The sequence below is a fragment of the Aquirufa regiilacus genome (genome assembly GCF_032470275.1).
Lineage (GTDB): Bacteria > Bacteroidota > Bacteroidia > Cytophagales > Spirosomataceae > Aquirufa > Aquirufa regiilacus.
Genome location: NZ_JAVNWW010000003.1, coordinates 107355 through 120522 on the forward strand (window position 1 = coordinate 107355; position 13168 = coordinate 120522).

Below are 13168 nucleotides of genomic sequence, written 5' to 3' on the forward strand. Positions count from 1 at the left end.
GAATAAGAAGATACATTCCTGTAAATTCACAGCGAGGTTTGACTCACATCGCCATAAAATCACCTAGAGAAATCCTATGAAAACTTCTGAAGATACGATCAAAGGCTATGATTGCGTGAAATCTGTTCGACGAATAAGAGCTAAAATTAACAAAGAGTTAGAAGGCCTTTCCAATGAACAAATCCTACAGCATTATCGTGAGGCTAGTAAAAAGTTTCAGGAGAAAATGGAGAAACTTAAATAATGCAGAGATGCGCAGCATCGATTCATACCTATGGGTCACCCACATACCAAGTATTAAATCATCGAGTTACTCGGCGCGATCCATCCCTAGGCTGAAGCCTAGGGTTATTAATAACCCCAGACTTTAGTCTGGGGCTCTGCAGGTTTTAACCCGGGGTCTACAGACAGTAGACCAGCATGATTCCATGATATAGACTTCCCACCAGCCTACGGCTGGAATCCCTAGGCTAAAGCCTAGGGTTATTATTAACCCCAGACTTTAGTCTGGGGAATCGGCGCGAAAAGCGCCTCAACCTTTGGCAAACCTATAAGGATTGCCAAAGGGGCTATGCCAACTTAAACTCACTCGTAAAGTGGAATTCAATCTCGGGATTATTCGTTTGGTTCATGCGAAGAATCCAGTCGGAGTCCGCTAAGAACACGTAATTGCCATCTTTATCTTGTGCGATGTTTTGGCCTTTTAAACGCACAAATTCTTGCAGTTTTTTCGGGTCTTCGGAGGTGATCCAACAAGCCTTTGTCACCGACATGCCATCAAAGCGACATTTCGCGCCATATTCATGCTCCAAGCGATACTGGATTACCTCATACTGCAGGTCTCCTACCGTTCCCACAATCTTCCGATTACCCAATTGGGGCTGCGTAAATAATTGGGCAACACCTTCATCGGTCAACTGGTCAATCCCCTTCTCCAATTGCTTGGATTTCATCGGATCCAAATTGATCAATTCCTTAAAAATCTCCGGCGAGAAGCTCGGGATTCCTTGGTAATTCATTACCTCCCCTTCGGTCAGCGTATCACCAATTTTAAACGTACCCGTATCGTACAAACCGATTACATCCCCCGGGAATCCTTCCTCCACGACCTCTTTATCCTGGGCCATGAAATTGTACGGATTCGCGAAGCGTACATTCTTCTTCAAACGAATATGTTGGTAAAAGGTATTGCGATGAAACACGCCCGAGCATATACGTAAGAACGCAATCCGGTCACGGTGTTTCGGATCCAAATTCGCGTGAATCTTGAACACGAATCCGGTAAATTTCTTTTCATTGGGTTCCACCAAACGCACATCCGTCCCACGCGCTTGCGTCGGCGGAGCGATTTTGGTAAACGTATCCAACAATTCTTGGATACCAAAGTTGTTGACCGCCGAGCCAAAAAACACGGGCGCCAACTCCCCACTTAAATATTCTTCTCTGTCAAAGGTTTCGTAAACGCCCTCAATCAAATCCACATCTTCACGCAATTGGTTCGCATCACGCTCACCCACACGCGCATCCAATTCCGGCGTTGCGATATCAACCGCCACGACATTCTTTTCAATCTTCGTTTTATTCGCTGAGAACAAGTTCAAGGAGCGATCCAACAAATGGTAAACGCCTTTGAAGTTTTGGCCCATGTTAATCGGCCAGGTCAAAGGACGCACCGAGATGCCTAATTTCTGTTCTAATTCATCTAGTAGGTCAAACGGGTTTTGGCCCTCACGGTCCATCTTGTTGATAAAAATAATCACCGGCGTCTTGCGCATGCGACATACTTCCATCAAACGCTCCGTTTGTTCCTCGACACCCTTCACGCAGTCGATCACCAAAATTACTGAATCCACGGCTGTCAACGTCCGATACGTATCCTCCGCAAAATCCTTGTGACCGGGTGTATCCAGGATGTTGATTTTGACATCATTGTACTCAAACGTCATCACGGACGTCGCCACCGAGATCCCTCTTTGGCGCTCGATTTCCATAAAGTCGGAGGTCGCCCCCTTCTTAATCTTATTCGATTTCACCGCCCCAGCCGTTTGAATGGCCCCTCCGAAGAGTAGCAATTTTTCCGTCAGGGTCGTTTTCCCCGCATCGGGATGAGAGATGATACCAAAGGTCCGTCGTTTGGCAATTTCCGCGTCAATCTTTTGCATAATGATAAATCAAGCTGCAAAAATACGCCAAAAATAGCTCTTTGGCAAACCTTTATCTCTTTGGCAAAGCTCCAAGCTTTGCCAAAGTTTGAGATGCGCAGCATCGATTCCCTAGGCTGAAGCCTAGGGTTGTTAAAAACCCCAGACTTTAGTCTGGGACTCTACAGACTTTAGTCTGGGGACGAGAAGATAGGACATCACCACACAGCCTTCGGCTGGAATCCCTAGGCTAAAGCCTAGGGCTATTTATAACCCCAGGCTTTAGTCTGGGGCTCTACAGACTTTAGTCTGGAGACACGAAGATAGGATATCGCCCACACAGCCTTCGGCTGGAATCCCTAGGCTAAAGCCTAGGGTTATAAAATTGGGATGATGGGGCTCCCAAATCCCTAGGCTAAAGCCTAGGGCTATTTATAACCCCAGACTTTAGTCTGGGGACCATAAAAAAAGCCCCTTACACAGGGGCCTTTCCATTATTCTCTCGTATTCAAGTGCGACTTCGGTCGGCCGTACAAGAAGTAGACCACCAAACCGAACACCAACCACGCTAATGCGAATACTTGGGCTGTCCGACCTAAATTCAAAATCAAAAAGGTATTCACCAAGATTCCCAAAGGAGCCACGATGTTCAAACCTGAAACCTTAAACGGACGATCACGATTCGGATCACGGAAACGTAAAATCCATACCGCTAAACACACCATCGTAAAGGCAAATAAGGTACCAAAACTCGTCATATCACCCAATAAAGAAATTGGGGTAAAACCAGCCACGATCGAAACCACAGCGCCCACCAAAATCGTCGATTTCCAAGGTGTCTTGAACGTCGGGTGAACCTCCGCAAAAAACTTTGGCAATAAACCATCCTTCGCCATGCCTAAGAAGACACGTGTTTGGCCCAACATCATCACCAACATCACCGACAATAAACCTGCCGTCGCCGCTGCCGTAATCAAAAACACAGCCCATGGCTGACCTGATGCCTCAAATGCATATGCTACAGGCGCCTTTAACGCATCACCCGTAATGTCCTTGTAATTCAACATCCCTGTCAATACCAATGAAACCGCGATGTATAAAACCGTACAGATCAACAACGAAGCGATAATCGCAAATGGCATATCTTTCTTCGGATTGATCGCCTCACCCGCTTGCGTCGAAACCGCATCAAATCCAATGTAAGCAAAGAAAATCGCCGACGCACCTGAGATGATACCACCCCAACCGTACGCTGGCAACATTTCACCGTTCTCATGTTGGACCAAAGTCTCCTCCGGAATAAACGGCGTCCAGTTTTCTACATTGATGTAGAACGCTCCCATGATGATCACGAACAAAATCACCGCCACCTTCAGGATAACAATCATGTTATTCGCACTCGCTGCTTCTTTGATCCCTTTAACCAAGATCCAAGTCACAAACCAAACAATCACCAAAGCAGGTAAATTCACAGCCGCTCCACCAAACGACACCGGGTCATTGGTTAAGTTGGCCGGCAAATGTATCCCAAACAGGTGTAAGAGCTTATTAAAATACCCCGACCACGATACCGCAACGGTCATCGCACCCATGGCGTACTCGAGGATAAGTCCCCAACCGATAATCCAGGCAAACAATTCACCTACGGTTCCGTAAGCATAGGCATAGGCACTACCCTCTACCGGTAACATCGCCGCAAACTCGGCATAGCATAGTGCAGCAAAAATACAGCCGACACCCGCAATAATGAATGAAAGCGCCAAAGCTGGTCCTGCGTGAAAATGCGCGGCTGTTCCTGTTAATACAAAAACACCCCCACCGATAATCGCACCGATACCAATCGCCGTAAGGCTCCATTTTCCCAATACGCGCTTGAGCTCGCTTTTTTGCATGTCTTGCTCAAACATGTGCATGGGTTTCTTTCTCCAGATACTGTTGTTCATAGTTGATTAATTTGTTGGAATATATAAATGCCGGTCACCCTTTCGAGCAACCGGCATGAGAACTTATTTCTTTGATTTCGAAGATGTTCCTAAGTCGATTACGATTGGCGCCGCTACAAAAATAGAAGAATATGCACCAAATACAACCCCGACGAACATCGCGAATGAGAATCCACGTAACACATCACCACCGAAGATCAACAACACCGTTACCACTAAGAATACCGTTGTTGCCGTCATCACCGTACGTGACATGGTATGGTTAATCGACTCGTTGATCGTTTTGATCATCAATTCCTTATTACCCAAATCTGGATTCACACCGATCTCCTCACGGATACGGTCAAATACGACCACGGTATCATTAATTGAATAACCAATCACCGTCAAGACCGCCGCGATGAATACTTGGTCAATTTCCAATTCGAAACCGAACAAACGAACGATACCAACCATACCCAATACCACTAAGGTATCGTGTAACAAGGCTACAATACCGCCCAATGAATATTGCCATTTGCGGAAACGAATCAAGATGTAGATAAAGATCGCGATCAAGGCATAGAAAATCGATACAAACGATTGCATCAAGATATCATCCGCTACGGTCGCTCCTACCTTCGACTCAGAAACTACTTTCGGAGCGTTTGAAGCGAAATCCTTCAAACCTGTTTCCAATGCCGTACGAACCGTATTGTTCGCCGTAATTGACTCGTCTTCTACTAAATAAGAAGTCGTTACTTTCAATTTCGTAGGACCGTTGAAAGTCTTCACCTCAACACCTTTTCCTCCGAAATCATCCACCAAAACTTCTTTTACTTTATCCGTAGGAACCGCTTGGTTAAACTCAACCACATACGAACGTCCACCTTTGAAGTCAACACCTAAGTTGAAACCACCTTGCATAATCACAACGATAGCACCCGCAGCGATTAACAACCAAGAGAACCAGTATGAATACTTACGTTTTCCGATGAAATCAAAGTTCATGCCTTTGAACAAATCACGTGAGATAAATGTCTCAAACGTCATTTCCTTCTCTTTACCTGCCTTGATTGCACGTTTTGCCATCCAATTCACCAATAAGTGTGAGATGTAAACCGCAGAAAATACCGACGTAACCAAACCGATACAAAGTGTTACTCCAAATCCTTTCACAGAACCTGAACCGAAGATGATTAAAATCACACCGATCAATACCGTCGTGATGTTACCATCCAAAATCGCACTTAATGCTTTCTCGTAACCAAGGTTGATAGCTTCCAATAAACCTTTTCCTTTGTGTAATTCCTCACGAATACGCTCGTTGATCAATACGTTGGCATCAACCGCCATACCCAATGTCAACACGATACCCGCGATACCTGGCAAAGTCAAAGCTGCTTGGATTTGAACCAATACACCTGCGATGAAGAATACGTTGAAGAACAAAGCCAAATTAGCCATCCAACCTGGAGTTCCATAGTAACCGACCATAAACACGATCACCAAAAGCAAACCTAATAACATCGACATATAGCCTTGGTTGATCGCCTCCGCGCCCAATGATGGACCTACGAATGCATCTTCCACGATACGTGTTGGCGCTGGTAATTTACCCGCTTTCAATACATTCGCTAAATCTTTTGCTTCTTCTACTGTGAAGCTACCTGAGATCGAAGAACGACCGCCTGGAATCTCACCGTTGATAACTGGAGCTGAATACACATAACCATCCAATACAATCGCAATGCGACGACCGATGTTCGCGCCTGTCAAGTTTTTCCAGATACGAGCACCTGTTCCGTTCATCGACATCGTTACTTCTGCACGACCTGTTTGGTCAAAATCTTGTGCAGCATCTGTGATTACATCACCTTCCAAAGGAGCCTTTTGGCCTTCCGCTTGTTTCAAAGCTTCTAGTGCTAAGATCTCATCGCCATTTGTTGCTGGAACACCTTTCGCTGCCCAAGCAAATTTCAAATTCGCTGGAAAGAAACCTTTCACGTCCGCACGACGGAACAATGCGTTCACACGCGCTGTATCTTTTACGTATACACCGATACCGTTACCCATTTGGATAAACAATTTCGTCAAGGCAGAACCTGAGGTATCTGCCTTCGCTTTTCCTGCTGAATCTTTCGCTGGAGCTGCTAATTGAGATGCCAATGCATTCGCTGCCGTATCTTTCGCTGCTGGTGCTGCTGCTGTAGCTGCGACTGCTGGAGCCTTTGCCTCACGCTCTAAAATCGCGCCTAATGCATTTAAACCTCCACCGTATTCGTTCAATTCATAACACTCTACAAATTCTAATTTCGCTGCACCTGATAATAATTTACGTGCACGCTCTGGATTCTCTACACCGGGTAATTCAACTTGAATACGGTTAGAACCTGGTAAACGTTGGATGTTTGGATTCGCAACACCAAACTTGTCAATACGCGCTTGGATGATCTTGTAAACACGATCCACCGCACCGTCGATCTCCGCATCAATCACACGCTTTACTTGCGCATCTGATGATGTAGATGAAATCTTACCACGGTTTACCGAGTTTGAGAATACAGATGCCAACGATTGTTTCGGAGCAATACGAGCAAATGCCTCGTAGAACAACTCATTAAACGATGACGTCGAAGTCGCTTGTGCAGCACTTGCCTCTGCTAAAGCCTTCTCGAAATTCGGGTCGTTTGATTGTCCAGAAAGGGCACGCAAGATTTCTACGGGAGAAACCTCTAATACGGCGTGTAAACCACCTTCTAAGTCAAGACCTTTTTGTAAGGCATATTGCGTAACCTCTTGTAAGGTATATCCGATGTAAACCGGTTGCTTCCAAAGGGAATCAATGAAATGCAAACGCTTCGCTGCATCTACTTTGCCATCGGCTGTAGTCGCATACTTGATCGCTTGTTCTTTTAATTGGTTTGACTTCCACGTAAACGAAAGGAAGAAAATACATAGGGCTGAAATAATCGTAGACAGCCAAATAATGGCACTTTTGTAACGCATAACTTTAAGTTAAATTGAAAATAAAAATTGTAAAAATTCTTTTAGACGTTGGACATTGGACGTTAGACCTTAGTCATTTGACTAGCGACTAGTGACTGACGACTAGCGACTAGTGACTGACGACTAACGACTAGCGACTAGTGACTAGCGACTGCCTTTCATGGCGCCAGTGTAGCAATAAATTGAGTTAATAAAATGCGCATGAATTGCGTCCGATGGACCACCGAAGGCAATTTAATGGCTGTAGAAGAAACCTTCGTAAGAATTACTTGAAGGCTAGGGAATACAAAATCCTGCGGAAAATCGAGCTGTGTGCTAGAGCTTGTTTGGTAAACATGCTGTTCCGCGACTTGAATCGTCTTTTGTTGCTTCTCCGTTTTTACCTTTGCTTGGTCGGCCTTAACGAACGATATTGGCTTAGCCACGAGCCAAAACAGCACGGGCATAAACAACGATAAATGAAATACGTTAACCTTCTTTTGCATGATAAGCAGCAAAAATAGGATAATTTTCTTAGAAATCAATTCGGAATGGAATTTTCGTAAATTTGCCTTTCCAAAAAATCGACATGTTCAATTATTTAGCGCCGGATTACGTACAAGCTTTTATCCAAGCTGCCCTCGCAGAGGACATCGGCAATGGAGATCACACCTCCCTTTCCACCGTCCCTGCTGATGCAAATGGAACAGCACAATTGCTGGTGAAAGACCGCGGAATTCTCGCTGGGGTAGAATTATCTTTAGCGATTTTCAAGGAAGTGGACGCGTCCTTGCAGGTGCAAGTCTTCATCCACGATGGCACTTGGATCGAACCGGGCCAAATCGTTTTGGAAGTAACAGGTTCCTCGCAATCCATCTTGAAAGCGGAACGTTTGGTACTGAACTGCATGCAAAGGATGTCGGGGATTGCGACATATACCCGTTCTTTGGTCAATATATTAGAAGGTACGCGGGCCAAATTGTTGGATACGCGGAAGACGACGCCCAACTTCCGTTTGGCGGAAAAATGGGCCTGCAAGATTGGTGGCGCTGTGAATCACCGCTATGGTTTGTTCGACATGATCCTCATCAAAGACAATCACGTCGACTTTGCGGGTGGAATCCAAGCGGCTTTGGAAAAAGCATTTACTTACAATGCGTCTTTGCCTACGCCACTTTCCATTGAAATCGAGGTACGTAACGAAGATGAATTAGACCAAGTACTGGCCATCGGCGGCGTTCAGCGAATCATGTTGGACAATTTCAGCCCCGAACGCCTCCGCGCTGCCATCCGGAAAATAGACGGTCGGTTCGTAACCGAAGCCTCCGGTGGAATCAATGAAAAAACACTCCGCGCCTATGGCGAAACGGGAGTAGATTACATATCCGTAGGTGCCTTAACGCACCAAGTGAAAAGTTTAGACCTTAGCCTCAAAGCGAAATGAATTTAATCGACGAAGCCAAATCCGTAGGGTATATCGCCCGCTCGACTCCCAAAGGTGTTGAGTTAATTACCGAAATCCAGCGCCTGAAAAAGGAGAAAAACGCCGTGATTTTAGCCCATTATTATGTGGATGGTGAAATCCAGGAATTGGCCGACTACGTGGGTGATTCACTCGGATTGTCCCAAGCCGCTGAAAAAACGGAGGCCGATTTAATCGTCTTCTGTGGCGTACATTTCATGGGTGAAACGGCTAAAATCCTAAACCCTTCGAAAAAAGTGGTGGTTCCGGATTTCAATGCGGGATGCTCGTTGGCAGACTCCGTACCTGCATCCGAATTTGCGGCCTTAAAAGCAGCACATCCTGACGCAATTGTTGTTTCGTACATCAACTGCTCGGCCGAAATCAAGGCCATGACCGACATCATTTGCACCTCATCCAATGCCGTTCAAATCGTCGAGTCCATCCCAGCTGATCGTGAAATCATCTTTGCACCGGATGCGAATTTGGGTCGCTATGTGGCACACAAAACCGGTCGGGACCTGATTCTTTGGGAAGGCGCCTGCATGGTGCACATTGATATTTCGTTGGAGAAATTAGCGGCATTGAAAAAGGAATACCCAGACGCTTTGTTGATCGCCCACCCAGAATGCAAGGAAATCATCTTGAAAGAAGCGGATTTCGTAGGATCGACAACGGCGCTATTGAAATACGTGGAAACCTCACCAAACTACACGTTCATCGTGGCAACCGAGGCAGGCATCATGCACAAAATGAAGCAAGCTGTACCGCATAAGCATTTGATTCCGGCACCGGCCAACGAGCAAAACACCTGCGCTTGTTCTGAATGTCCCTACATGAAAATGAATACTCTGGAGAAGTTGTACAATGCCTTGTACTACGAATTACCTGAAATCAATTTGGAAGAATCCATCCGCGTGCCGGCGTATAAGGCGCTGAAAAGGATGTTGGAAATTAGTCAATAGAACTTGGACTTTAGACGTTAGACGTTGGAACCTTTGGCAATCCTTTTAGGTTTGCGAAGCCTCTTTGGCAATCCTTTCAGGTTTGCCAAAGGTTGAGGCGCGTTTTCGCGCCGAGTATCTCGATGGGTTAATTCGAAGCAGATAAGTAACCCAACTGAAAAATCGATGCTTCGCATCTCAAACTTTGGCAAACCTGAAAGGATTGCCAAAGAATCTGCTTCGCACTTTATAATCTGAATTTTATAAGCCCAGACTTCAGCCTGGGGAATCGGCGCAAAAGCGCCTCAAACTTTGGCAAACCTAAAAGGATTGCCAAAGAATCTGCTTTGCACTTTATAATCAGAATTTTATAAGCACAGACTTCAGTCTGGGGAATCGGCGCAAAAAGCGCCTCAAACTTTGGCAAACCTAAAAGGATTGCCAAAGAGAAAAAGACTAGCGACTAGTGACTAGCGACTGCTAGACAGTTAAACGTGATACATCACGTTTAACTGTCTAGCTCAAACATCGCCTCAATCTCCACCGGGATATTATCCGGCAAAGTCCCCATGCCCACTGCGGAACGAACACCGATGCCATTTTCCTCGCCCCAAACTTTGGCAAATAATTCCGAACAGCCATTAATCACATAGGGGTGACGCAAAAAATCCTCCGTCGCATTGACCATCCCCAAGACCTTGATAACGCGTTTCACGCGATTCAAGGAGCCTAATTGTGCTTTCAACGTCGCTAAAATCGTCAAGCCCACTTGTTGGGCAGCGAGTTTCCCCGCCTCGATGTCCATCTCCGCGCCGATCCGACCGATAATCAGCGATGCATCTGGCAGCACAGGACCATGGCCCGAAACATAATAGAATTCCCCTACCTGCAAACCGGGTTTGTAAACCCCTAAAGGTTTCGGTGCAGGTGGTAAAACAAGGCCCAAGGCCGCTAAACGTTCTTCGGGTGTTTGCATTATTTCTTATGTAATTGTAGGATAATTTCAGAGATTAATCCGGTCCAACCGGTTTGATGATTCGCCCCTAATCCTTTGCCGGTATCGCCGTCAAAGTATTCAAAGAACAAATGGGAATCGTCATGTAATTTTTCATGCCCATCGTACATCGGCACGACGCCTTTTTCGTTTGGCACAAACATGGCCAATAAACGACGCGAAACGCCCTCTGCAGCATCTTTGATGTTCATCATTTCGCCCGAATTCGTTGGGAATTCCACCTCGTAATCCGCTCCATAATAATCGGAGAACTTACTCAAGGAATCCAAAATCAAGTAATTCATCGGGAACCAAATCGGGCCACGCCAGTTGGAGTTCCCCCCAAACATACTGCCCGTCGACTCCGCCGGCGTATAATCGACTTGCAAGGTTCCTCCCTCATAGGCAAATTTATAGGGATGTTCCTTGTGGTATTTCGACAAAGAACGGATACCAAAATCCGACAAAAATTCCGTCTCATCAAACATCCGCTTCATAATCATCTTCATCCGGTGACCACGCAAGATCGAAAGCAATCGACTCTCCCCTTTGCCCGGCTCATACCAGCGCGAAATCAAACTCGCCAAATCCGGTCGGTTGTTCAACACCCATTCCACCCGACGTTTGAAGGCTGGTAATTTCTCCAACATATCCGAGGTCAATACCTCAACTGCAAATAGCGGAATCAAGCCCACCATCGAACGCACTTTTAATAATTCGGCAGACCCATCTTCCTTATGCAACATGTCATAATAGAACTGGTCATCTTCATCCCAAAGGTTCAATTTATCGCCACCGATCGACTGCATGGCACCCGCGATGTGCAAGAAGTGCTCAAAGAATTTGGAAGCCATATCCTGATAAACCGGGTTTTCCAAAGCAATCTCGCAGGCAATGCGCAACATATTCAAACTGTACATGGCCATCCAACCTGTACCATCCGCCTGCTCCAAATGTCCTCCGGTAGGCAATTGTGCCGAACGGTCAAACACCCCAATATTATCCATGCCCAAGAAACCACCTCCAAAGATGTTATTACCACCCTCATCCTTCAAATTCACCCACCAGGTGAAATTCAGCAATAATTTATGGAAGATACGCTCCAAGAAAACGACATCCCCTTTGCCCCCATTCATCTCCTTGTCGATTTCATAAACCTTCCAAGTCGCCCAAGCATGAACAGGAGGATTCACATCCGAGAATGACCATTCATAAGCTGGAATTTGCCCATTCGGGTGCATGTAATATTCACGCAGAATAACAGCTAATTGGCGTTTGGCAAAATCCGGATCCAGACGTGCCAAGGGCAAAGTATGAAAGGCCAAATCCCACGCCGCAAACCAAGGATATTCCCATTTATCCGGCATGGAAAGGATATTCGCGGCGTACATGTGCCGCCAGGTATTGTTCCGACCGAGTTTCCGTGAGGCATCCGGTTTTGGCATGGCCGGATCCCCTTTGATCCATTCGAAGACATTGTAATAGTACCATTGTTTGGTCCATAACATGCCCGCATAGGCCTGACGCTGCAAATTACGCAAGCTAGCGTCCGTAATATCTTTCTGTAAATCCGCGTAAAAATCATCCGCATCTTTCAAGCGCGCAGCATAGATCTCATCGAAATCCGCGAAGGGTTCACGCAAGGTCAGCGTAGTTAAACGCAAACGAAATACCTTCTTCCCACCTGCCGGAATCTTCGCCGAATAGCGAACAGACGCTTTGGTACCGATGTGATTCGGATTGACGGCGTGCTTATTTTTATTGACAACGTAATCGTTGATGCCATCCTTCGTGAAATGCGACAGATTTGCAGAACCATGCAAACGCTCAAAATTGGTCTCATTATCGCAGAATAAAAACTCATCCGCATCCTCCGCATATAATTTGAATCGGCCTACGACGCGGTGATCCACCTCGATGAAGGAATGTCCGACACCCGTCAACATCGGTTTATAATTATACTTCTCGTAACCCCAGCACCAGGTATTCCGGTACCAAATGGTAGGCAACACGGTAATCGGCGCCGCGACTTTCGAACGGTTTTCCACCGTTACTTGAATTAATATATCTTGTTCATCTCCTTTTGCATATTCCATGGAGATGTCGAAAAATTCGTTATTATCGAATATTCCCGTGTCCATCAACTCATATTCCGGCTCTAAACGCGAGCGTTTTTTGCTTTCATCGATGAGTTTTTGATAGGGGTAAGTTTGCTGTGGATACTTGTACAGCATTTTTTGGTAGGAGTGCGTTGGCGTGGAATCTTGGTAATAATACAATTCCTTCACGTCCTCCCCATGATTCGATTCATTGCCCGTTAGGCCAAAAAAACGTTCTTTTAAGATATGATCGCGGTGGTTCCAAAAGGCAAACGCGAAACAAACGTGCTGTTTATTGTCGGAAATCCCCCCGATCCCCTCTTCACCCCAACGATAGGCTTTCGAACGTGCCATGTCGTGTGAAATCGTATCCCAGGCATTTCCGCTAGCTGAATAATCTTCCCGAACCGTTCCCCACTGACGCTCTGTCAAGTAAGGACCCCACTTTTTCCACCCCTTATTGTCGTTACGAAGACTTAGTCGTTCGCGTTCAGCTCCCTTGTTTGACATAAATTGATAAATGCTTAGGTGTTGATATGTAAGTAAACAACAAATATAGAATTTTTGGCGAAATTACCTTTTGTAGAAAAAGGACAATCGATCGTGGCATGCAGCTGT

General features: G+C 45.9%; 9 protein-coding genes. 3 read left to right on the forward strand and 6 right to left on the reverse strand.

Features of this window, described 5'->3' with window-relative positions:
* Positions 1–76 precede the first annotated feature (76 nt).
* A complete protein-coding gene (locus PQG45_RS08045) occupies positions 77–244 on the forward strand; it encodes a hypothetical protein (RefSeq protein ID WP_315577161.1) in 168 nt (55 codons plus the stop codon).
* Positions 245–569: 325 nt separating this feature from the next.
* On the opposite strand, the gene PQG45_RS08050 is transcribed toward PQG45_RS08045, so the two are convergent.
* The 4 genes from PQG45_RS08050 to PQG45_RS08065 all read right to left on the reverse strand — a co-directional run bounded on the left by PQG45_RS08050 (position 570) and on the right by PQG45_RS08065 (position 7557).
* Positions 570–2162 carry a peptide chain release factor 3 gene (locus PQG45_RS08050; RefSeq protein WP_315577160.1) on the reverse strand — a complete coding sequence of 531 codons (1593 nt, stop codon included), beginning with the start codon at positions 2160–2162 and terminating at the stop codon, positions 570–572.
* 473 nt (positions 2163–2635) lie between these two features.
* Positions 2636–4084: an APC family permease gene (locus PQG45_RS08055; protein WP_315577159.1), complete on the reverse strand. Its 1449-nt coding sequence runs from the start codon at positions 4082–4084 to the stop codon at positions 2636–2638.
* A gap of 63 nt (positions 4085–4147) precedes the next feature.
* A complete protein-coding gene (gene secDF, locus PQG45_RS08060; protein ID WP_315577158.1) occupies positions 4148–7072 on the reverse strand; it encodes a protein translocase subunit SecDF in 2925 nt (974 codons plus the stop codon).
* Between the two features lie 158 nt (positions 7073–7230).
* Positions 7231–7557: a hypothetical protein gene (locus PQG45_RS08065; RefSeq protein ID WP_316070662.1), complete on the reverse strand. Its 327-nt coding sequence runs from the start codon at positions 7555–7557 to the stop codon at positions 7231–7233.
* Between the two features lie 83 nt (positions 7558–7640).
* Here PQG45_RS08065 and nadC point away from each other — a divergent pair, with 83 nt between their 5' ends.
* Both nadC and nadA read left to right on the forward strand, forming a co-directional pair.
* On the forward strand, positions 7641–8495 hold the full coding sequence (nadC, locus tag PQG45_RS08070; RefSeq protein ID WP_316070663.1) for a carboxylating nicotinate-nucleotide diphosphorylase: 855 nt from the start codon (positions 7641–7643) through the stop codon (positions 8493–8495).
* Positions 8492–9478: a quinolinate synthase NadA gene (gene nadA / locus PQG45_RS08075; protein ID WP_316070664.1), complete on the forward strand. Its 987-nt coding sequence runs from the start codon at positions 8492–8494 to the stop codon at positions 9476–9478. Before nadC ends, nadA begins: the two co-directional genes overlap by 4 nt.
* A 487-nt stretch (positions 9479–9965) precedes the next feature.
* Here nadA and PQG45_RS08080 read toward each other — a convergent pair whose 3' ends face one another.
* On the reverse strand, positions 9966–10433 hold the full coding sequence (locus PQG45_RS08080) for a RidA family protein (protein ID WP_316070665.1): 468 nt from the start codon (positions 10431–10433) through the stop codon (positions 9966–9968).
* Complete coding sequence (locus PQG45_RS08085; protein WP_316070666.1) at positions 10433–13060, reverse strand: MGH1-like glycoside hydrolase domain-containing protein; 2628 nt, start codon at positions 13058–13060, stop codon at positions 10433–10435. Before PQG45_RS08085 ends, PQG45_RS08080 begins: the two co-directional genes overlap by 1 nt.
* Between the last annotated feature and the right edge of the window lie 108 nt (positions 13061–13168).

What these genes read in the sequence shown, in the direction of transcription:
- PQG45_RS08055 (WP_315577159.1), bottom strand. Translation starts at nt 4,084, where the DNA reads ATGAACAACAGTATCTGGAGAAAGAAACCCATGCACATGTTTGAGCAA.
- nadA (WP_316070664.1), top strand. Translation starts at nt 8,492, where the DNA reads ATGAATTTAATCGACGAAGCCAAATCCGTAGGGTATATCGCCCGCTCG.
- PQG45_RS08085 (WP_316070666.1), bottom strand. Translation starts at nt 13,060, where the DNA reads ATGTCAAACAAGGGAGCTGAACGCGAACGACTAAGTCTTCGTAACGAC.
- PQG45_RS08050 (WP_315577160.1), bottom strand. Translation starts at nt 2,162, where the DNA reads ATGCAAAAGATTGACGCGGAAATTGCCAAACGACGGACCTTTGGTATC.
- nadC (WP_316070663.1), top strand. Translation starts at nt 7,641, where the DNA reads ATGTTCAATTATTTAGCGCCGGATTACGTACAAGCTTTTATCCAAGCT.
- PQG45_RS08065 (WP_316070662.1), bottom strand. Translation starts at nt 7,557, where the DNA reads ATGCAAAAGAAGGTTAACGTATTTCATTTATCGTTGTTTATGCCCGTG.
- secDF (WP_315577158.1), bottom strand. Translation starts at nt 7,072, where the DNA reads ATGCGTTACAAAAGTGCCATTATTTGGCTGTCTACGATTATTTCAGCC.
- PQG45_RS08045 (WP_315577161.1), top strand. Translation starts at nt 77, where the DNA reads ATGAAAACTTCTGAAGATACGATCAAAGGCTATGATTGCGTGAAATCT.
- PQG45_RS08080 (WP_316070665.1), bottom strand. Translation starts at nt 10,433, where the DNA reads ATGCAAACACCCGAAGAACGTTTAGCGGCCTTGGGCCTTGTTTTACCA.